This window comes from Kitasatospora sp. NPDC057936 (genome assembly GCF_042887525.1).
In the GTDB taxonomy this organism is placed as follows: Bacteria; Actinomycetota; Actinomycetes; order Streptomycetales; family Streptomycetaceae; genus Kitasatospora.
Genome location: NZ_JBHVPD010000028.1, coordinates 42,306 through 66,176 on the forward strand (window position 1 = coordinate 42,306; position 23,871 = coordinate 66,176).

Genomic DNA, 23,871 nt, shown 5'->3' on the forward strand with positions numbered 1-23,871 from the left:
CCGAACTGCGAGGTTTCCCACCCATGGCCAGCACCTCCGAGGACAAGCTCCGCGACTACCTCAAGAAGGTCACCGCGGACCTGCGGCGCACGAAGCAGCGCCTGGAGTCCGTCGAGGCGAGGGACGCCGAGCCGATCGCGATCATCGGGATGGCCTGCCGCTACCCCGGCGGCGTCCGCACCCCGGAGGACCTCTGGCGGCTCGTCGCCGACGGCGCCGACGCCATCGGCGACCTGCCGGAGGACCGCGGGTGGGACACCGGGGGCCTCTACGACCCCACCCCCGGCACCCCCGGCAAGAGCTACGTCCGCCACGGCGGCTTCCTCGACGGCGTCGCCGACTTCGACGCCGAGCTGTTCGGCATCGCCCCCCGCGAGGCCCTCGCCATGGACCCGCAGCAGCGGCTCCTCCTCGAATCCGCCTGGGAGGCCGTCGAGCGCGCCCGCATCGCCCCCGCCGCCCTGCGCGGCAGCGACACCGGCGTGTTCATCGGCGGCGCCGACACCGACTACGGCTCCCTCGCCCGCCGGACCGAGGAGACCGAGGGCCACCTCCTCACCGGCGGAGCCGTCAGCGTCCTCTCCGGCCGCATCGCCTACACCCTCGGCCTGGAGGGCCCGGCCGTCACCGTCGACACCGCGTGCTCCTCGGCCCTCGTCGCCCTCCACCTCGCGGTCCGCGCGCTGCGCGCCGGCGAGTGCTCGATGGCCGTCGCCGGCGGCGTCGCCGTCATGCCGACCACCCGTCTGTTCACCGAGTTCTCCCGCCAGCGCGGACTCGCCCCCGACGGGCGCTGCAAGCCCTTCGCGGAGGGCGCGGACGGCACCTCCTGGGCCGAGGGCGTCGGCGTCCTGCTCGTCGAGCGGCTCTCGGACGCCCGGCGCCTGGGCCACGAGGTCCTCGCCGTCGTCCGGGGCACCGCCGTCAACCAGGACGGCGCCAGCAGCCGCCTGACCGCCCCCAACGGCCCTTCGCAGCAGCGCGTCATCCGGGCCGCGCTCGCCAACGCCCGCCTCACCCCCGACCAGGTCGACGCCGTCGAGGCCCACGGCACCGGCACGACGCTCGGCGACCCGATCGAGGCCCAGGCCCTGCTCGCCACGTACGGCCAGGACCGGCCCGCCGACCGGCCGCTCTACCTCGGCGGCGTCAAGTCGAACATCGGCCACGCCCAGGCGGCGGCCGGCGTCGCGGGCGTGATCAAGACGGTCATGGCGCTGCGCGCCGGCGTGCTGCCGGCCACGCTGCACGTCGACGAGCCGTCCTCGCACGTGGACTGGACGGCGGGCGCCGTCGAGCTGCTGACGGAGGCCCGCGACTGGCCGCGGACCGGGCGTCCGCGCCGGGCGGGCGTCTCGGCGTTCGGCATCAGCGGGACGAACGCGCACGTGGTCCTGGAGCAGGCGGACGAGGTCGCGGCGGACGAGCCCGCGGAGGCCGCCCCGGTTTCGGCCGTCCTGCCGTGGGTGCTGAGCGGCCGGACGCCGGAGGCGCTGCGCGCCCAGGCCGCCCGCCTGCGCGACATCGCGGCGGGCCGGCCCGCCGCCGACATCGCGGTGGCACTGATCACGAGCCGCTCGATGCTCAACCACCGGGCCGTGGTGGTGGGTTCGGACCGGGACGCGCTGCTGCGCGGGCTCGACGCGCTGGCGGCGGGCTCGGGCAGGGGAGTCGAGGGCGCGGTCGTCGAGGGCGCGGTCCGGGGCGGTGGGACGGCGTTCCTGTTCTCGGGGCAGGGGTCGCAGCGGCTGGGGATGGGGCGGGAGTTGTATGCCCGGTTCCCGGTGTTCGCGTCGGCCTTCGACGAGGTGTGCGCGGAGCTGGATCCGGCTTTGCGCGAGGTGGTGTGGGGTTCCGATGCGGAGCTGCTGAACCGGACGGAGTATGCCCAGGCGGGGCTGTTCGCGGTCGAGGTGGCGCTGTACCGTCTCGTCGAATCGCTGGGCGTCCGGGCAGAGTTCGTGGCGGGTCACTCGATCGGTGAGGTGGCTGCGGCGCATGTGGCCGGGGTGTTCTCGCTGGCCGACGCGTGTGCGCTGGTGAGTGCCCGTGGCCGTCTGATGCAGGCGCTGCCCTCGGGTGGCGTGATGCTGGCGGTGCAGGCGACGGAGGACGAAGTCCTGCCGCTGCTCACGGACTTCGTGTCGATCGCCGCCGTCAACGGCCCGACCTCCGTCGTCGTCTCCGGCGCGGAGGAGGCCGTTGACGCGGTCCGCGCGCACTTCGCCGATCGCAAGACGACGTGGCTGCGCGTCTCGCACGCGTTCCACTCGCCGCTGATGGACCCGATGCTGGCGGACTTCCGCGCTGTTCTCGACGGGCTGACGTACAACGCGCCGTCGATCCCGGTGGTCTCCAACCTGACCGGCGAACTAGCGGATGGCCTGACCTCGCCCGAGTACTGGGTGCGCCACGTCCGTGAGGCAGTCCGCTTCGCCGACGGCATCCGGACGTTGGAGGCCGCGGGCGTCACGCGCTTCCTGGAGCTCGGCCCCGACGGTGTCCTCACCGCACTCGCGGCCTCCTCGCTCGCCGACGACGCCATGCTGGCTTCCGCCCTCCGCAAGGACCAGGCCGAGGACGCGACCGTGCTCGCTGCGCTCGCACGCCTGCACGTCACCGGTGCGCACGTCGACTGGGCCGCGCTCTTCGCCGGCACCGGCGTCCGCCCGGTCGACCTGCCGACCTACGCCTTCCAGCACCGTCGCTACTGGCCCGACGCCGCTGCCGAAGCGGCCGGTGACCTCGGCGCCGCAGGCCTCGACAGCGCCGACCACCCGCTGCTCTCCGCCTCGCTCGAACTCTCCGACGACGATGGCCTGTTGTTCACCTCCCGGCTCTCTCGCCGGTCCCACCCCTGGCTCGCCGACCACGTCGTGCGCGGCAACGTCCTGCTGCCCGGCACCGCGTTCCTCGAACTGGCCGTCCGCGCCGGGGACGAGGCGGGCTGCGACCGCGTCGAGGAACTGACCCTGGCCGCACCGCTCGTCCTGCCCGAGCACGAGGGCGTCCAACTGCAACTGCGCGTCGGCGCGGCCGACGAGACCGGCCGCCGCACCTTCACCATCGCCTCCCGGCCCGAGGGCGCCGACGGTCGCGCCTGGGACCAGCACGCGACCGGCGTCCTGGCCGCGGGGGAGACGCGCACCCCGTTCGACGCGACCGTCTGGCCGCCGGCCGGCGCCGAGGCGGTCGACCTGACCGGGCTGTACGAGGGCATGGCCGACGGCGGCTACGCGTACGGCCCGGTGTTCCGGGGCCTGCGGGCGGCCTGGCGGCGCGGGGACGAGGTGTTCGCCGACGTCGCCCTCCCGGAGGGCACCGAAGGCACCGGCTACGGCTTGCACCCGGCGCTGCTCGACGCCGCCCTGCACGTGACGGCCGTCAACGGGCTGCCGCACGGTGTCGTCCCGTTCTCGTGGGAGGACGTGTCGCTGCACGCCTCCGGCGCGTCCTCGGTGCGCGTGCGCGTCACCCGGACCGGCGAGGGGTCCGTCGCGGTGGCGGTCGCCGACGCCGAGGGCCTGCCGGTGGCGTCGGTGGGGTCGCTGGCCCTGCGCGCGGTGGCGGGCGGGGAGCCGGCAGCGGCCCGGGACGGGCTGTTCCGGGTGGACTGGGTGCCGGTGAAGACCGCTGCCGCACCGGAGTTCGCGGAGGTCGAGTCCCTGGCGGAGGTGCCGGAGGACGTGCCGCCGGTAGTGGTGATCCGACCGGCGGACGGCGACGTGCACGCGCGTGCGGCGCACGTGCTGGAGCTGGTGCAGGGCTGGCTGGCGGAGGAGCGTTTCGCGGCCTCCCGTCTGGTGTTCGTGACGCGTGGTGCGGTGGCGGGCGAGGACCTGCCGGGCGCGGCGGCGTGGGGTCTCGTGCGGTCGGCGATGTCGGAGGAGCCGGGCCGGTTCGGCCTGGTGGATCTGGCGGGCTCGGAGGAACTGCCGCCCACTGCCCTGGGATTGGACGAGCCGCAGCTGCTCGTCCGCGACGGGGAGGTCCTCGCGGCGCGGCTCGTGCGCGCCGAAGCGGCGGGCGAGCCGGTCGTGTGGGCCGGCGAGGGCACCGTCCTGATCACCGGCGGCACGGGTGGCCTGGGCCGGGTCATCGCCCGGCACCTGGCCGTCGAGCACGGCGTGCGGCAGCTGCTGCTGGTCAGCCGCCGGGGCGTCGACGCCGAGGGCACGGACGAACTGCTCGCCGAGCTCGCGGAGGCCGGTGCGGAGGCCGTCGTCGAGGCGTGTGACGTCGCCGATCCGGCGGCGGTGGCGGGCCTGTTCGCCCGGTACGAGATCCGCGCGGTCGTCCACACGGCCGGGGTGATCGACGACGGCGTGATCGGCTCCCTGACCGCCGAGCGCGTCAGCACCGTCCTGCGCCCGAAGGCGGACGCGGCCCGGAACCTGCACGAGGCCACGAAGGACCGCGCGCTGGCGGCCTTCGTCCTGTTCTCCTCCGTCTCCGGCGTCTTCGGCGGCCCCGGCCAGGCCGCCTACGCGGCGGGCAACGCCTACCTCGACGCGCTCGCGGTGCACCGCCGCTCGCTCGGCCTGCCCGCCGTCTCGCAGGCCTGGGGCCCGTGGACCCGCGACGGCGGCATGATCGGCACGCTCGCCGACGTCGACCTGCACCGGATCGCCCGCTCGGGCATGCCGGAGCTCACCCCGGCCGAGGGCGCCGCCCTGTTCGACGCCTCGCTCGCGGCGGGCGAGCCCGCGATCCTGCCCGTCCGCCTGGACCTCGCGGCACTGCGGGCCCAGGACTCGGTGCCCGCCCTGCTGCGCGGACTGGTGCGCGGCCGGGTCCGGCGCGCGGTGGTCGCGGGCTCGGCCGCCTCGGCCGGCCTCGCGCAGCGCCTGTCGGGCCTGGGCGAGGCCGAGCGCCGGGCGGCCGTCCTGGAGCTGGTGCGCGATCGGATCGCCGTGGTCCTGGGCCACGAGGGCGGCTCGGTCGTCGACCCGTCCCGGGCGTTCCAGGACCTCGGCTTCGACTCGCTGACGGCGGTCGAACTGCGCAACCAGCTCAAGTCGGTGACCGGTCTCCAGCTGCCGGCCACGGTGGTGTTCGACTACCCGACGGCGAGCGCGCTGGCCGGCTTCGTCCTGGACGGCCTGTTCGGCGCCGAGGAGGCCGAGGAGCTCCCGTCGGCGCTCCCGGTGTCGTCGGACGACCCGGTCGTCATCGTCGGCATGGCGTGCCGCTACCCCGGTGGCGTCGAGTCGCCCGAGGACCTGTGGCGGCTGGTGGCCGACGGCGTCGACGCGGTCTCCGACTTCCCGGCGAACCGAGGCTGGGACCTCGACTCGCTCTACAGCGAGGACCGGTCCGTCCCGGGCACGTCGTACACCCGGCGCGGCGCGTTCCTGCACGACGCGGGGGAGTTCGACCCCGAGTTCTTCGGGATGAGCCCGCGCGAGGCGCTGGCGACCGACGCGCAGCAGCGCCTGCTGCTGGAGACCTCGTGGGAGGCGTTCGAGCGGGCCGGTATCGACCCGGTGTCGCTGCGCGGCAGCCGGACGGGCGTCTTCGCGGGCATCATGTACACCGACTACCGCTCGCTCCTCGACGGCGAGGAGTTCGAGGGCTTCCGGGGCAACGGCAGCGCCCCCAGCGTCGCCTCCGGCCGGGTGTCCTACACCTTCGGCTTCGAGGGCCCGGCGGTGACGGTGGACACGGCGTGCTCGTCGTCGCTGGTGGCGATGCACCTGGCGGCGCAGGCGCTGCGCGGTGGCGAGTGCTCGCTGGCGCTCGCGGGCGGCGTGACGGTGATGTCGACGCCGAACACCTTCGTGGAGTTCTCGCGGCAGGGCGGCCTGTCGGCGGACGGCCGGTGCCGCTCGTTCGCTGACGCGGCGGACGGCGTGGGCTGGGGCGAGGGCGTCGGCATGGTGGTGCTGGAGCGGCTGTCGGACGCCCGCCGCAACGGGCACCGCGTGCTCGCGGTGCTGCGGGGGAGCGCTGTCAACCAGGACGGTGCGTCGAACGGTCTGACGGCGCCGAACGGTCCGTCGCAGCAGCGGGTGATCCGGCAGGCGCTGGCGAGCGCCGGTCTGTCGACCGCCGACGTCGACGCCGTCGAGGCGCACGGCACGGGTACGACACTCGGTGACCCGATCGAGGCCCAGGCGCTCCTGGCCACCTACGGGCAGGACCGCGAACTGCCGCTGCTGCTCGGTTCGATCAAGTCGAACATCGGGCACGCGCAGGCGGCCGCCGGTGTGGCCGGCGTGATCAAGATGGTGCTGGCGATGCAGAACGGTGTGCTGCCGCGCACGCTGCACGCGGACGCGCCTTCCTCGCACGTGGACTGGACGGCCGGCGCGGTGGAGCTGCTGGCCGAGGCCCAGGAGTGGCCGGAGGCCGGCCGGCTGCGCCGGGCGGGCGTGTCGTCCTTTGGGATCAGCGGCACCAACGCTCACGTGATCCTGGAGCAGGCCGAGCCCGAGGCTGCGGGGGACGCCCCGGTGACGGCGGGGGCGATGCCCTGGGTGGTATCCGCCAAGTCCGAAGCAGCGCTGGACTCGCAGCTCGCGCGACTCGGAGAGCTCGGTGAACTCCCGGCTGCGGAGGTGGCGTTCACGCTGGCGGGGCGCACGGCCTTCCCGCACCGGGCGGTGCTCGTCGACGGCGTCGAGGTGGCCCGGGGGCTCGCGGGCGAGGGCGGGACGGCGTTCCTGTTCTCCGGGCAGGGGTCGCAGCGGCTGGGGATGGGGCGGGAGTTGTATGCCCGGTTCCCGGTGTTCGCGTCGGCTTTCGACGAGGTGTGCGCGGAGCTGGATCCGGCCCTGTGTGAGGTGGTGTGGGGGTCGGATGCGGAGCTGTTGAACCGGACGGAGTTCGCGCAGGCTGCGCTGTTCGCGGTCGAGGTAGCGCTGTACCGTCTGGTGGAATCCCTTGGTGTGCGGCCGGAGTTCGTGGCCGGTCATTCGATCGGTGAGGTCGCTGCGGCGCACGTGGCCGGGGTGTTCTCGCTGGCCGACGCGTGTGCGCTGGTGAGTGCCCGTGGCCGTCTGATGCAGGCGCTCCCCGCAGGTGGCGCGATGCTGGCCGTGCAGGCGATGGAGGGCGAAGTCCTGCCGCTGCTGGGCGAGTTCGTGTCCATCGCCGCCGTCAACGGCCCGCGCTCGATCGTCGTCTCTGGTTCCGAGTCGGCCGTGTCGGAGATCGAGGCGCACTTCGCGGACCGCAAGACGACGCGGCTGCGCGTCTCGCACGCGTTCCACTCGCCGCTGATGGACCCGATGCTGGCGGATTTCCGTTCCGTTCTCGACGGGCTGACGTACAACGCGCCGTCGATCCCGGTGGTCTCCAACCTGACCGGCGAACTGGCGGATGGCCTGACCTCGCCCGAGTACTGGGTGCGTCACGTCCGCGAGGCCGTCCGTTTCGCCGACGGCGTCCGTACGCTGGAGGCCGCGGGCGTCACGCGCTTCCTGGAGCTCGGCCCCGACGGTGTCCTCACCGCGCTCGCGGCCTCCTCGCTCTCCGACGACGCCGTGCTGGCCTCCGCCCTCCGCAAGGACCAGGCCGAGGACACGACCGTCCTGGCCGCCCTCGCACGCCTGCACGTCACCGGTGCGCACGTCGACTGGGCCGCCCTCTTCGCCGGCACCGGCGCCCGCGCCGTGAACGTGCCCACGTACGCGTTCCAGCACCGGCACTACTGGCCGGCGGTCACCCTCGCGCGCGGCGGCGACGTCCGGCTCGCAGGCCTCGGTGCCGCCGAGCACCCGCTGCTGGGTGCGGCCGTCGAGCTCGTCAACACGGACGGCTACCTGTTCACCGGCCGGCTGTCGGCCCGGTCGCACGGGTGGCTCGCGGACCACGTCGTCATGGGTTCCGTCCTGGTGCCGGGCACGGCGCTGGTCGAGCTGGCGGTGCGCGCGGGCGACGAGGTCGGCTGCGACCTGGTCGAGGAGCTGACGCTGGCCGCCCCGCTGGTCCTGCCCGAGCGGGGCGGCGTGCGGGTGCAGGTGTGGGTCGGCGAGCCGGACGCGTCCGGGCGGCGTGCGCTCACGGTGCACGCCCGGCCGGACGAAGCGGACGGGACGGATTGGACCCTCCACGCCACCGGTGTGCTGGGGACGGGCGCTACGCCCGTGCCCTTCGAGGCGGCCGCGTGGCCGCCGGCCGGTGCCGAGGCGGTCGACCTGACCGGGTTGTACGAGGGCCTGGCGGAGGCCGGGTTCGGGTACGGCCCGGCGTTCCGGGGGCTCGGTGCGGCCTGGCGGCGCGGGGACGAGCTCTTCGCGGAGGTCGCTCTGCCCGAGGGCACGGAGGGCGCGGGCTTCGGCCTGCACCCGGCGCTGTTCGACGCCTGCCTGCACGCGTTCGCGCTGACCGGCTCCGACGAGCGCGGCGTGCCGTTCGCGTGGGAGGACGTGGCGCTGCACGCCTCCGGCGCGTCGGCGGTCCGGGTGCGGCTGACGCCGGCGGCGGGTGGCGGGATGGCGCTCGCGATCGCGGACACCGAGGGACGCCCGGTGGCGACCGTCGGGTCACTGGTCGTGCGCCCGGTGGCGGCGGGCGAGGCTAGCCGGGTTGGCCGGGACTCGCTGTTCCGGGTGGACTGGGTGCCGGTGAAGGCGGTCGCTGCTCCGGTGTTCGTGGCGGTCGGGTCGTTGGCGGAGGTGCCGGAGGATGTGCCGCCGGTGGTCGTTTTCGAGGCGGCTGCTGGTGAGGTGCACGCGCGGACGGCGCGGGTGCTGGAGCTGGTGCAGGGCTGGCTGGCGGAGGAGCGTTTCGCGGGTTCGCGTCTGGTGTTCGTGACGCGTGGCGTGGTGGCGGGTGAGGACCTGCCGGGCGCAGCGGTGTGGGGTTTGGTGCGGTCGGCGGTGTCGGAGGAGCCGGGCCGGTTCGGTCTGGTGGATCTGGCGGGGGACGAGGTGCTTCTGCCGGAGGCTCTGGGCGTGGACGAGCCGCAGCTTCTGGTCCGTGACGGTGAGGTCCTGGCTGCGCGCCTGGTGCGTACGGAAGCAGCGGCCGAAACGGTGGTGGCGTGGCCGGGTGAGGGCACGGTCCTGATCACCGGTGGTACCGGTGGCCTGGGGAAGCTCGTGGCTCGGCACTTGGTGGCCGAGCACGGCGTGCGTGACCTGCTGTTGGTGAGCCGCCGGGGTGCGGAGGCCGAGGGCGTCGAGGAGCTGTTGGCGGACTTGGGCGTGGGGGCAAAGGTCGAGGCCTGTGACGTGGCCGACGATGTTGCCGTCGCGGACCTGTTCGCCCGGCACGACATCCGTGCGGTCGTCCACACCGCCGGTGTGCTCGATGATGGCGTGATCGGCTCGCTCACCCCCTCGCGGCTCTCGGCCGTCCTCCGCCCGAAGGCGGACGCGGCGTGGAACCTGCACCGGGCCGCCGAGAATGTCGAAGCGTTCGTCCTCTTCTCCTCCGTCGCCGGCACGCTCGGCAGCGCAGGTCAGGCCGCCTACGCGGCGGGCAACGCCTACCTGGACGCCCTGGCGGTCCACCGCCGCGCCCTCGGCCTGCCCGCCGTCTCGCTCGCCTGGGGTCCGTGGTCGGACGTGGCCGGCATGACCGGCACGCTCACCGGCGCCGAGGCCGAGCGCATCGCCCGGCTCGGCCTGCCGGCCATCGCCCCGGAACAGGGCGTCGCGCTCTTCGACGCGGCTCTCGCCGCCGGACACCCGGCCGTGCTGCCGGTCCGCCTCGACGTGGCGGCGATGGCCGCGCACGGCGAGGTTCCCACCCTGCTGCGCGGCCTGGTGCGGGGCCGCGTCCGGCGCGCCGCCGTCGCCGGTTCGGCCGTGTCGGCGGGCCTGGCGCAGCGGTTGTCGGGTCTGGGCGAGGCCGAGCGCCGGGCGGCCGTCCTCGACCTGGTGCGCGATCAGATCGCGCTCGTGCTCGGCCACGACGCCGGCGCGGCGGTCGACCCGTCGAAGGCGTTCCAGGACCTCGGCTTCGACTCGCTGACGGCGGTCGAGCTGCGCAACCGGCTCAAGTCGGTGACCGGTCTCCAGCTGCCGGCCACCGTCGTGTTCGACTACCCGACGGCGAGCGCGCTGGCCGCCTTCCTGCTGGAGGGTCTGTTCGGCACCGAGAGCGTCGTCCACGTCCCCGAGGCTCTGCCGTCGCCGTCGGACGATCCGATCGTCATCGTCGGCATGGCCTGCCGTTACCCGGGCGGCGTCGAGTCGCCCGAGGACCTGTGGCGCCTGGTGGCCGACGGCGTCGACGCGGTGTCCGGCTTCCCGGTGAACCGCGGCTGGGACGTCGAGACCCTCTACAACCCGGACCCGGAGCACACCGGGACCTCCTACACGCGCTCCGGTGGATTCCTGCACACGGCAGGGGAGTTCGACCACGAGTTCTTCGGGATGAGCCCGCGCGAGGCGCTGGCGACGGACGCGCAGCAGCGACTGCTGCTGGAGACCTCGTGGGAGGCGTTTGAGCGGGCGGGCATCGACCCGGTGTCGCTGCGCGGCAGTCGGACGGGCGTCTTCGCGGGCGTCATGTACGCGGACTACGCGAGCCTGCTGGGCGGCGGTGAGTTCGAGGGCTATCAGGGCAGCGGGAGCGCGGGGAGCGTGGCCTCGGGCCGCGTCTCGTACACGCTGGGCCTGGAGGGCCCGGCGGTGACGGTGGACACGGCGTGCTCGTCGTCGCTGGTGGCGATGCACCTGGCGGCGCAGGCGCTGCGCGGCGGCGAGTGCTCGCTGGCGCTCGCGGGCGGCGTGACGGTGATGTCGACGCCGAACACCTTCGTGGAGTTCTCGCGGCAGGGCGGCCTGTCGGCGGACGGCCGGTGCCGCTCGTTCGCTGACGCGGCGGACGGCGTGGGCTGGGGCGAGGGCGTCGGCATGGTGGTGCTGGAGCGGCTGTCGGACGCCCGCCGCAACGGGCACCGCGTGCTGGCCGTCCTGCGCGGCAGCGCGGTGAACCAGGACGGCGCGTCGAACGGTCTGACGGCGCCGAACGGGCCGTCGCAGCAGCGGGTGATCCGGCAGGCGCTGGCGAGCGCCGGGCTGTCGACCGCCGACGTCGACGCCGTCGAGGCGCACGGCACGGGTACGACACTCGGTGACCCGATCGAGGCGCAGGCGCTGCTGGCGACGTACGGGCAGGACCGCGAACTGCCGCTGCTGCTCGGCTCGATCAAGTCGAACATCGGCCACTCCCAGGCCGCGGCCGGTGTCGCCGGCGTGATCAAGATGGTGCTCGCGATGCAGAACGGCGTGCTGCCGCGCACGCTGCACGTGGACGCGCCCTCCTCGCACGTGGACTGGACGGCCGGCGCCGTCGAACTGCTCACCGAGCGCACCGAGTGGCCTGCCACCGGTCACGCGCGCCGGGCGGGCGTGTCGTCCTTCGGGATCAGCGGCACCAACGCCCACGTGATCCTGGAGCAGGCCGAGCCCGAGGCCGGGCTGGACGTCACGGTGACGGCGGGAGTGACGCCCTGGGTGGTGTCCGCCAAGTCCGAGGCGGCACTGGACGCGCAGCTCGCGCGGCTCGCGGAGCTTGATGAACGTCCCTCCGAAGACGTGGCGTTGACCTTGGCGGGGCGGTCGCTCTTCCCGCACCGAGCAGTGATCGTCGACGGCTCCGAAGTAGCCCGAGGGGTCGCGGTCGACGGCAAGAGCGCGTTCCTGTTCTCCGGTCAGGGCTCGCAACGGCTGGGGATGGGGCGGGAGTTGTACGACCGCTTCCCGGTGTTCGCCCAGGCCTTCGATGAGGTGTGCGACGGGCTGGAGCTTCCCGTTCGGGACGTCGTGTGGGGCTCGGACGAGGAACTGCTGAACCAGACCGCGTACGCCCAGGCCGGGCTGTTCGCCGTCGAGGTGGCGCTCTACCGGCTCGTCGAATCCCTCGGCCTGCGGCCGGAGTTCGTGGCCGGGCACTCGATCGGCGAGGTCGCTGCGGCGCATGTGGCCGGGGTGTTCGGCCTGGCCGACGCCTGCGCCCTGGTGACCGCGCGTGGCCGTCTGATGCAGGCGCTGCCGTCCGGTGGCGCGATGCTCGCCGTACAGGCGACGGAGGACGAAGTCCTGCCGTTGCTGGGCGACGTGGTGTCGATCGCCGCCGTCAACGGCCCGCGTTCGATCGTCGTCTCGGGAGCGGAGGACGCCGTCGCGGCGATCGAGGCTCACTTCGCCGACCGCAAGACGAACCGGCTGCGCGTGTCCCACGCCTTCCACTCCCCGTTGATGGACCCGATGCTGGAGGACTTCCGTACGGTCCTCAACGGGCTGACGTACAGCGCTCCTTCGCTCCCGGTGATCTCCAACCTGACCGGCGCCCTGGGCGAGGACATCACCACCCCCGACTACTGGGTGCGCCACGTCCGCGAGGCCGTCCGTTTCGCCGACGGCATCCGGACCCTCCACGAGGCCGGCGTCACCCGCTACCTCGAACTCGGCCCCGACGCCGTCCTCACCGCCCTCACCGCGAGCGCCCTGCCCGACGGCGAGGCCGAAACCATCCCGGCGCTCCGCCGTAACCGGGCCGAGGAGCGCACTCTCGTCGACGCCCTCGCCCGCCTCCACGTCCACGGCGCGACGGTGGACTGGGCCGCTCTGTTCGCCGCCACCGGCGCCCGGCCCGTCGACCTGCCGACCTATGCCTTCCAGCGCCGCCGCTTCTGGCCCGCGCCCCTCGCCGCCCGTGGCGGCGACGTCCGCTCCGCGGGCCTCGGCGTCACCACGCACCCCATGCTCGCCGCCGCCGTCGAACTGGCCGACGAGGACGGGCTGGTGCTGACCGGACGGCTGTCGACGGCCGCGTTCCCGTGGCTGGCCGACCACGTCGTCCAGGGCACGGTCCTGGTCCCCGGCGCCGGCCTGCTCGAACTCGCGCTGCGCGCGGCCGCCGAGGTGGGCTGCGAGCAGGTCGAGGAACTGACGCTGGCCGCGCCGCTGGTGCTGCCCGAGCACGGTGCGCTCCAGCTCCAGCTCCGCGTGGGAACGCCGGACGCCACCGGCGGCCGGGAGCTCACGATCCACTCCCGGCCGGACGGGGATCCGGACGCCGGGTGGGTCCAGCACGCGGCCGGTTCGCTGGCCGTCGGCGGAGCCGTCGAGGCGGAGGCGTTCGGCGTCTGGCCGCCGGCCGGCGCCGAGTCGCTGCCGGTGGAGGGCGCGTACGAGCGGATGGCGGAGGCCGGGTTCGGCTACGGCCACGCCTTCCAGGGCCTGCGGTCGGCCTGGCGGCGCGGGAACGAGCTGTTCGCGGACGTCGAACTCCCCGAGGACGTCGAGGCCGACGGCTTCGGCGTGCACCCGGCGCTGCTCGACGCGGCCATGCATGTCGCCATCGTGGACGCCGGGAGCGACGACACCGTGGTCCCGTTCGCGTGGACGGGCGCCGCGCTGCGCGCCGTCGGCGCGTCGGCGGTGCGGGCGCGCCTGGTGCGGCTCGACGGTGGCGGGCTGCGGCTCGACCTCGCCGACCCGGCGGGCGGCCCGGTGCTGACGGTGGCTTCCGTGAAGGGCCGTGCGGTCTCGGCGGAGCAGCTGGGCTCGGCCGACCCGCTGTACGCGGTCGAGTGGGCGGAGCTGCCGGCCGCCCCGGACGCGGGCGCGGAGTGGACGGCCTGGGACGCCCTGCCCGCCGAGGGCGCGGCCCCGGAGACCGTCGTCCTGGACTGCTCGGCCGTGCCTGCTCCGGACGGCGATGTTCCGGCGGCCGTGCGCGAGGTGACGCAGCACGTGCTGCGCGCGGTGCAGGCGTGGCTGGTGGAGGAGCGGTTCGCGGTGTCGCGTCTGGTGGTGGTGACGCGGGGTGCGGTGGCCGTGCGTGAAGGTGAGCCGGTGGATCTGGCGCAGGCTCCGGTGTGGGGTCTGGTCCGGGCGGCGCAGGCGGAGAACCCTGGCCGCTTCGTCCTGCTGGACACGGACGGGCAGGTGATCGTCACCGCTGAGCCGGAGTCGGCCGTGCGCGGCGGAGCCGTCTGCGTCCCGCGTCTGAGCCGGCTGCCGCAGCCGGAGGGCCCGCTGCCGATCAGCTCGGATGACACGGTGCTGATCACCGGTGGTACGGGTGGTCTGGGGGCCGTCGTGGCCTGGTACCTGGTCGCCGAGTGCGGCGTGCGCAGTCTGGTGCTGACGAGCCGTCGTGGTCTGGAGGCGCCGGGCGCGGTGGAGCTGGTGGCGGAGCTGTCCGCCCTCGGTGCTGTCGCGGACGTGCGTGCTTGTGACATGGCGGACCGCGCGGCCGTGGCCGCGCTGATCGACGCGATCCCGGAGCTCAGCGCCGTGGTCCACGCCGCCGGTGTCGGTGACAACGGTCTGGTCGGCGCGCTCACCCCGGACCGGATGGATGCCGTCCTGGCCCCGAAGGCCGACGGCGCCTGGTACCTGCACGAGCTGACCAGTCACCTCGACCTGACCGCGTTCGTGCTCTTCTCCTCCGCGGGCGGCCTGGTGCTGACCGCGGGCCAGGGCAACTACGCGGCCGCGAACGTCTTCCTCGACGCCCTCGCCGCCCACCGCCACGCCGCCGGCCTGCCCGCCACCTCCATGGCCTACGGCCTCTGGGACGTCGGCGCCGGCCTCGGCCGCGACCTCGCCGACGTCGACCGGGCACGGATGGCCACCCAGGGCGTCCCCGTCCTCGACCACGCGACCGGCCTCGCCCTCTTCGCCACCGCCCTGCGCAGCGAGCGCGCCGCCGTCGTCCCGATCCGGGTCGACGCCGCCGCCCTGCGCGCCCGCACCGACGAGGTCCCCGCACTCCTGCGCGCCCTCGCCGCGCCGCGCCGGCGGGCCGAGCTGCCCGCGAGCGGCCGCGCGACCGGGACCGGCCTGGCCGGGCGCCTCGCCGCACTGGGCGCGAGCGAGGGCCGGCGCCTGGCGCTGGAGCTCGTCCGGACCGAGGTCGCCGCCGTGCTCGGCCACGCCTCCGCCGAGGCGATCGCGCCGGAGCGCGCGTTCCAGGAGCTCGGCTTCGACTCCCTCGCCGCGACCGACCTGCGCAACCGCCTCAACAAGCGCACCGGCCTGCGCCTGCCCGCCACCCTCGCCTTCGACTTCCCCAACGCGCGGGCCGTCGCGGAGCACCTCCTCGACCTGGCCGGCACGGGCCCGGAGGCGACCCCGACGACCGGCACCGCGGCCCGCCCGCTCACCTCCGACGAGCCGATCGCGATCGTCGGCATGGCCTGCCGCTACCCCGGCGGCGCGACCACGCCCGAGGAGCTGTGGCGGCTGCTGGCGGACGGCGTCGACACCGTCACCGGACTGCCGACCGACCGCGGCTGGGACATCGAGCACCTCTACGACCCCGAGCCCGGCAAGGAGGGCCACAGCTACACCCGCCACGGCAGCTTCCTGCACGACGCCGGCGACTTCGACCCCGGCTTCTTCGGGATCTCGCCGCGCGAGGCCCTCTACATGGACCCGCAGCAGCGGCTCCTCCTGGAGACCTCGTGGGAGGCGCTGGAGCGGGCGGGCATCGACCCGCTGTCCCTGCGCGGCAGCCGGACCGGCGTCTTCGCGGGCGTCATGTACCACGACTACGCCCTCAACACGAACCCCTCCGGCACCAGCGGCGGCAGCGTCGTCTCGGGCCGGGTGTCCTACACGCTGGGCCTGGAGGGCCCGGCGGTGACCGTCGACACGGCCTGCTCCTCCTCGCTCGTCGCCCTGCACCTGGCGGTCCAGGCGCTGCGCACCGGCGAGTGCTCGCTGGCCCTCGCGGGCGGCGCGACGGTGATGTCGACGCCGGGCATGTTCATCGAGTTCTCGCGGCAGCGGGGCCTCTCGGCGGACGGCCGGTGCAAGGCGTTCGCCGGCGCGGCGGACGGCGTCGGCTGGTCCGAGGGCGTCGGGGTGCTGCTCGTCGAGCGGCTGTCCGACGCGGAGCGCAACGGCCACCGGGTGCTCGCGGTGATCCGCGGTACGGCCGTCAACCAGGACGGCGCGAGCAACGGCTTCTCGGCGCCGAACGGTCCGTCCCAGCAGCGGGTGATCCGCCAGGCGCTGGCGAGCGCCGGTCTGTCGGCGGCGGACGTCGACGCCGTCGAGGCGCACGGCACCGGCACCACGCTGGGCGATCCGATCGAGGCGCAGGCGGTCCTCGCCACCTACGGGCAGGACCGTGGACTCCCGCTGCTGCTCGGCTCGGTCAAGTCGAACATCGGGCACGCGCAGGCGGCGGCCGGTGTGGCCGGCGTGATCAAGATGGTGCTGGCGATGCAGCACGGCGTGCTGCCGAAGTCGCTGCACATCGACCGGCCCTCGCCGCACGTCGAGTGGTCGCAGGGCGCGGTCGAGCTGCTGGCCGAGGCCCGGGACTGGCCGGCCACCGGCCGTCCGCGCCGGGCGGGCGTGTCCGCCTTCGGGATCAGCGGGACCAACGCGCACGTGATCGTCGAGCAGGGCCCCGAGCCGGTGGTCGAACCGTCCACCGGTGGGCGGGAGTCGGGCACGCTGCCGTGGCTGCTCGCCGCGGCGACGCCGGAGGCCCTGCGGGCGCAGGCCGAGCGGCTCGCGACCTTCGTCGGCGCGCGGCCGGAGCTCGCCGCACTGGACGTCGCCCACTCGCTCGTCGCGACCCGGCCCGCGCTGGAGCACCGCGCGGTGCTGCTCGGCGCGGACCGGGAGGAACTGCTGGCCGGGCTGGAGGCGCTGAGCCGGGGCGAAACCGCCCCGGGCGCGGCCACCTCGTCCGCCCGGGCGGGTGGGGCGACGGCGTTCCTGTTCTCCGGTCAGGGCGCGCAACGGCTGGGCATGGGACGGGAGTTGTACCACCGCTTCCCGGTGTTCGCCGAGGCCTTCGACGAGGTCTGCGCGGAGCTGGATCCGGCCTTGCGCGACGTGGTGTGGGGGTCGGACGCGGAGCTGCTGAACCGGACGGAGTACGCCCAGGCCGGGCTGTTCGCCGTCGAGGTGGCGCTCTACCGTCTCGTCGAATCGCTGGGCGTCCGCGCCGAGTTCGTGGCGGGGCACTCGATCGGCGAGGTCGCTGCGGCGCATGTGGCCGGGGTGTTCGGCCTGGCCGACGCCTGCGCCCTGGTGACCGCGCGTGGCCGTCTGATGCAGGCGCTGCCGTCCGGCGGCGCGATGCTCGCCGTACAGGCGACGGAGGACGAAGTCCTGCCGTTGCTGGGCGACGTGGTGTCGATCGCCGCCGTCAACGGCCCGCGTTCGATCGTCGTCTCGGGAGCGGAGGACGCCGTCGCGGAGATCGAGGAGCACTTCGCCGACCGCCGGACCACGCGCCTGCGCGTGTCCCACGCCTTCCACTCCCCGTTGATGGACCCGATGCTGGAGGACTTCCGCGAAGTCCTCAACGGGCTGACGTACAGTGCTCCTTCGCTCCCGGTGGTGTCCAATCTGACCGGCTCCCTGGGCGAGGACGTCACGACCCCCGACTACTGGGTGCGTCACGTCCGTGAGGCCGTCCGTTTCGCCGACGGGGTCCGAACGCTGGAAGCCGCGGGTGTCCGCCGCTACCTCGAACTCGGCCCCGACGCCGTCCTGTCCGGACTGGTGCAGGGCGTCCTGGACGACCCGACCGCCGTGGGCACGTGCGTCGTGCCCGCCCTGCGCGCGGACCGGGACGAGGAGGCGAGCCTGGTCGGCGCGCTCGGCCGGCTGCACACGGCCGGGGCGGAGGTGGACTGGTCCGTCCTCTTCGCCGGCACCGGCGCCCGCACGGTGGAACTGCCCACCTACGCGTTCCAGCACCGCCGGTTCTGGCTCGACGCGACGACCCCGCTCGGCGACCTGGGCGCGGTCGGCGTGGGCGCCTTCGCGCACCCGCTGCTGGGCGCGGCCGTCGACCTGTCCCACACGGACGGGTTCCTCCTCACCGGCCGGGTGTCGCTGGACTCGCACGCGTGGCTGGCCGACCACCGGGTCCTGGACACCGTCCTGGTCCCGGGTGCGGCGCTGGTCGAGCTCGCACTGCGGGCCGCGGCCGAGGTCGGGTACGAGGTGGTGGAGGAACTGACGCTCGCCGCACCGCTGGTGCTGCCCGAGCGCGGCGCCGTCCAGTTGCACGTGCGGGTCGGTGGCCCGGACGCCTCGGAACGGCGCGCGGTCACCATCCACTCCCGCCTGGACGGGGATCCGGACGCCGGGTGGGTCCAGCACGCGGCCGGTTCGCTGGCCGTCGGCGGAGCCGTCGAGGCGGAGGCGTTCGACGTCTGGCCGCCGGCCGGCGCCGAGTCGCTGCCGGTGGAGGGCGCGTACGAGCGGATGGCGGAGGCCGGGTTCGGCTACGGCCCGGTGTTCCAGGGGCTGCGGGCGGCCTGGCGGCGCGGCGACGAGCTGTTCGCCGAGGTCGCGCTGCCGGAGGGGGTGGCGGCCGACGGCTTCCGCGTCCACCCGGCGCTGCTCGACGCCGCCATGCACGCCGCGATCCTGGCCGGTGGCGGCGAGCGCGAGACCATGATCCCGTTCGCGTGGACCGGCGTAACCCTGTCCGCCGTCGGCGCCTCGGCGGTGCGGGTGCGGATCGTCCGGCTCGGCGACGGCGACGGCGGCGGCGGCGGGCTGCGGCTCGACCTCGCCGACCCGGCGGGCGGCCCGGTGCTGGCCGTGGCCTCGATGGTGGGCCGGGCGGTGTCGGCGGAGCAGTTGGGCTCGGTCGACCCGCTCTACGGGATCGAGTGGGCGGAGTTGTCCGGTCCGGCCGGCTCCGAGAGCTCTTGGGCGCTGTGGGAGGACGTCTCGCAGTCCTCGGAGCCGGTGCCCGGCGTGGTCGTCCTCGACTGCGGCGGCTTCATGGGCCCCGAGGACGTCCCGAGCGGTGTCCGTGTGAACGTCCACGCCGTGCTGGAGGTCCTCCAGGCGTGGCTGGTGGAGGAGCGGTTCGCGGTGTCGCGTCTGGTGGTGGTGACGCGGGGTGCGGTGGCCGTGCGTGAAGGTGAGCCGGTGGATCTGGCGCAGGCTCCGGTGTGGGGTCTGGTCCGGGCGGCGCAGGCGGAGAACCCTGGCCGCTTCGTCCTGCTGGACACGGACGGGCAGGTGATCGTCACCGCTGAGCCGGAGTCGGCCGTGCGTGGCGGGGCTGTCTGCGTCCCGCGTCTGAGCCGGCTGCCGCAGCCGGAGGGCCCGCTGCCGATCAGCTCGGATGACACGGTGCTGATCACCGGTGGTACGGGTGGTCTGGGGGCCGTCGTGGCCTGGTACCTGGTCGCCGAGTGCGGCGTCCGCAGTCTGGTGCTGACGAGCCGTCGTGGCCTGGAGGCGCCGGGCGCGGTGGAGCTGGTGGCGAAGCTGTCCGCCCTCGGCGCTACCACCGACGTGCGTGCCTGTGACATGGCGGACCGCGCGGCCGTGGCCGCGCTGATCGACGCGATCCCGGAGCTCAGCGCCGTGGTCCACGCCGCCGGTGTCGGTGACAACGGTCTGGTCGGCGCGCTCACCCCGGACCGGATGGATGCCGTCCTGGCCCCGAAGGCCGACGGCGCCTGGTACCTGCACGAGCTGACCAGTCACCTCGACCTGACCGCGTTCGTGCTCTTCTCCTCCGCCGGCGGCCTGGTGCTGACCGCGGGCCAGGGCAACTACGCGGCCGCGAACGTCTTCCTCGACGCCCTCGCCGCCCACCGCCACGCCGCCGGCCTGCCCGCCACCTCCATGGCCTACGGCATGTGGGACGTCGGCGCCGGCCTCGGCGAGCAGCTCCTGGAGCTCAACCGCAACCGCATGGCCGCCCAGGGCGTCCCGCCGCTCACCCGGGAAGCCGGTCTGGCGCTGTTCGCCGCCGGTCTGCGCAGCGAGCGCGCCGCCGTCGTCCCGGTCCGGGTCGACGCCGCCGCCCTGCGCGCCCGCACCGACGAGGTCCCCGCACTCCTGCGCGCCCTCGTCCCGGCCGCCCGCCGCACGGCGGCGCACGCCCTGGCACCGGCCGCCCCGGCGGACGGCCTCGCGGCCCGGCTCGCCGGGCTGACGGAGGCGGAGCAGCGGCGGACCGTCCTCGACCTCGTCCGGGCCCGGGTGGCCGGGCTGCTCGGCCACGAGTCGGGCGACGCGATCGAGCCGGACCGTGCCTTCCAGGAGCTCGGCTTCGACTCCCTCGCCGCGACCGACCTGCGCAACCAGCTCAACACCCTCACCGGCCTGCGCCTGCCCGCCACGCTCGCCTTCGACCACCCGAACGCCGAGGCCGTCACGGAGCTCATCGTCACCGAGCTGGGCGTGCGGACCGCCGCCGCGAGCGGCGAGGCGTCCCGCGCCGAGGCCGACCTGCGGGCCGCGCTGCAGTCGATCCCGACCCGCCGTCTGCGCGACGCGGGCCTGGTCGACGCCCTGCTCGACCTCACCGACGACCGGATCCGTGCCGCAGGCGAAGAGACCGACGCTGCGACGGACAACCCCGGGGCGGCGGCCGAGGTCCGCCACGACCCGATCGCGATCGTCGGCATGGCCTGCCGCTACCCGGGCGGGGTGACCACGCCCGAGGAGCTCTGGCAGCTGGTGACGTCCGGCGCGGACGCCATCGCGCCGTTCCCCGCCGACCGCGGCTGGGACCTCTCGACGCTGCGCACCGAGGACAGCGGGGGCGCCGGGGACTCGTCCCACACCCACGCGGGCGGATTCCTCGACGGCGCCGCCGAGTTCGACCCCGGCTTCTTCGGGATCTCCCCGCGCGAGGCCCTCGCCATGGACCCGCAGCAGCGGCTCACGCTGGAGCTCTCCTGGGAGGCCCTGGAGCGGGCCGGCATCGACCCGAGCGGCCTGCGCGGCACCCGCACCGGTGTCTTCACCGGCGTGATGTACCACGACTACCCGGGCAGCGACGGCAACGGCAGCGTCGTGGCCGGCCGCGTCTCGTACAAGCTCGGCCTGGAGGGCCCGGCCGTCGCCGTCGACACCGCCTGCTCCTCCTCCCTGGTCGCCCTGCACCTGGCCGCCCAGGCGCTGCGCCAGGGCGACTGCTCGCTCGCGATCACCGGCGGCGTGACGGTCATGGCCACGCCGGGCGTGTTCGCCGAGTTCGGCCGCCAGGGCGCGCTCGCCCCCGACGGGCGGTGCAAGTCGTTCGCGTCCGCCGCCGACGGCACGGGCTTCGCCGAGGGCGCGGGCTTCCTGGTCGTCGAGCGGCTGTCGGACGCACTGCGCAACGGGCACCCGGTGCTGGCGCTCGTGCGCGGCAGCGCCGTCAACCAGGACGGCGCGTCGAACGGCCTGACGGCGCCGAACGGGCCGTCGCAGCAGCGGGTGATCCGCCAGGCGCTCGCCAACGCCCGCCTCGGCGCCGACCAGGTCGACGTGGTCGAGGCGCACGGCACGGGCACGACGCTGGGCGACCCGATCGAGGCCCAGGCGCTCCTCGCGACGTACGGGCAGGACCGGGAACAGCCGCTGCTGCTGGGTTCGATCAAGTCGAACATCGGGCACACCCAGGCCGCGGCTGGTGTCGCCGGCGTGATCAAGATGGTGCTCGCGATGCACAACGGCGAGCTGCCGTCGACGCTGCACGTCGACGAGCCGAGCGCGAACGTGGACTGGTCGGAGGGGGCCGTCCGGCTCCTGACCGAGCCCCGGCCGTGGGCCCCGGGCGACCGTCCGCGCCGCGCGGGCGTCTCCTCCTTCGGGATCAGCGGCACCAACGCCCACGTGATCATCGAGGAGGCCCCGGCAGCGGCGCCGTCCACGGAGGTGCCGGAGGTCGAACCGGGGGTCGTGCCGTGGCTGCTGTCCGCCGCGACCCCGGAGGCGCTGCGCGCGCAGGCGGAGCGGCTCATCGCGGCCGTGGACGACGCCCGCCCGGCGGACGTCGCGTACTCGCTGGCGACGACCCGCGCCGCGCTCGAACACCGCGCGGCCGTGGTCGGCGACGGGACCGGGCAACTCCTGGCCGGCCTGAGGGCGGTGGCGGACGGCGAAGCGCCGACCGGCGTCGCCACGAGCGGCCGGACGGCGTTCCTGTTCTCGGGGCAGGGGTCGCAGCGGCTGGGGATGGGGCGGGAGTTGTACGACCGCTTCCCGGTGTTCGCCCGGGCCTTCGACGAGGTGTGCGAGGCGCTGGAGATTCCCGTTCGGGATGCGGTGTGGGGTTCGGACGAGGAGCTGCTGAACCGGACCGAGTACGCGCAGGCGGGGCTGTTCGCGGTCGAGGTGGCGCTGTACCGTCTCGTCGAATCGCTGGGCGTCCGCGCCGAGTTCGTGGCGGGGCACTCGATCGGTGAGGTGGCTGCGGCGCACGTGGCGGGGGTGTTCTCGCTGGCCGACGCGTGTGCGCTGGTGAGTGCCCGTGGCCGTCTGATGCAGGCGCTGCCGTCCGGCGGCGCGATGCTCGCCGTACAGGCGACTGAGGAGGAAGTCCTGCCGCTGCTGGGCGAGTTCGTGTCGATCGCTGCGGTCAACGGCCCGACCTCCGTCGTCGTTTCCGGCGCGGAGGAGGCTGTCGCGGAGATCGAGGCGCACTTCGCCGATCGCAAGACGACGCGGCTGCGGGTTTCGCACGCGTTCCACTCGCCGCTGATGGACCCGATGCTGGCGGACTTCCGCGCTGTTCTCGACGGGCTGACGTACAACGTGCCTTCGATCCCGGTGGTCTCCAACCTGACCGGCGGACTGGCCGAAGGCCTCCAGGAGCCCGACTACTGGGTGCGCCACGTCCGCGAGGCCGTCCGCTTCGCCGACGGCATCCGGACCCTCCACGAGGCCGGCGTCCGCCGCTACCTCGAACTCGGCCCCGACACCGTCCTCACCGCCCTCACCGCGGGTGCGCTGCCCGACGGCGAGGCCGAAGCCGTCCCGGCGCTGCGCCGCGGTCGCGACGAGGAGCGGACCGTCGTCGAGGCGCTGGCGCGCCTGCACGTGCTCGGCGTCCCGGTGGACTGGTCCGCCTTCCACGCCGGGACGGGCGCCCGCCGGGTCGCCCTGCCGACGTACGCGTTCCAGCACCGCCGCTTCTGGACGGACGCCCCGGCGTTCTTCCCGACGGCCGAGTCCGCCGGGCTCCGCGATGCCGACCACCCGCTGCTCACCGGCTCGCTCGAACTGGCCGGGACCGCCGGGCTGGTGTTCACCGGCCGGTTGTCGGCCCGGTCGCACGGGTGGCTCGCGGACCACGTCGTCATGGGTTCGGTGCTGGTGCCGGGCACGGCGCTGGTCGAACTGGCCGTGCGGGCCGGGGACGAGGCCGGCTGCGACCTGGTCGAGGAACTGACCATGGCCGCGCCGCTGGTGCTGCCCGAGGACGGCTCAGTCCGGATCCAGGTGCGCCTGGCCGAGCCGGACGACTCCGGGCGCCGCGCGGTCGGCATCCACTCCACGGCGGACACCGGTCCGGAGCCGGTCTGGACGCTGCACGCGAGCGGTGCGCTGGGCTCGGGCGCGGTGCCGGTGGCGTTCGACGCGTCGGTGTGGCCGCCGGCCGGTGCCGAGGCGGTCGACGCGGCCGGACTGTACGAGGGCCTCGCGGAGGCCGGGTTCGAGTACGGCGCCGCGTTCCGGGGCCTCCGGGCCGCCTGGCGGCGCGGGGACGAGCTCTTCGCGGAGGTCGCCCTGCCCGAGGGCACCGACGGCAGCGGCTTCGGCCTGCACCCTGCTCTTTTCGACGCCTGCCTCCACGGCTTCGCCCTGGCGGGGTCCGGCGAGGGCGGCGGCGTGCCGTTCGTGTGGGAGGACGTGGCGCTGCACGCGACCGGTGCTTCGGCGGTGCGGGTGCGGCTGACGCGGTCGGCCTCCGGTGCCCTGGCGCTCGCCGTGGCCGACGCCGACGGCAGGCCGGTGGCCTCGGTCGGCGCGCTGACGGTGCGCCCGATCGCCGCCGAGCAGCTCGCGGCCGGGACGCGGGTTGGCCGGGACTCGCTGTTCCGGGTGGACTGGGTGCCGGTGAAGGCGGGCGCTGCTTCGGCGTTCGTGGCGGTCGGGTCGTTGGCGGAGGTGCCGGAGGATGTGCCGCCGGTGGTCGTTTTCGAGGCGGCTGCTGGTGAGGTGCACGCGCGGACGGCGCGGG

1 protein-coding gene (cut by a window edge) is annotated in these 23,871 nt (G+C 74.8%); it reads left to right on the top strand.

The genetic code is table 11. The features are described from left to right. The first annotated feature begins 23 nt into the window (after positions 1-23). On the top strand, positions 24-23,871 hold the 5' portion of the coding sequence (locus ACFVU9_RS17250) for an SDR family NAD(P)-dependent oxidoreductase (protein ID WP_387594057.1). It continues 6,629 nt past the right edge of the window; 23,848 of the gene's 30,477 nt are visible here — the first part of the coding sequence; its start codon is at positions 24-26; the stop codon falls past the right edge of the window.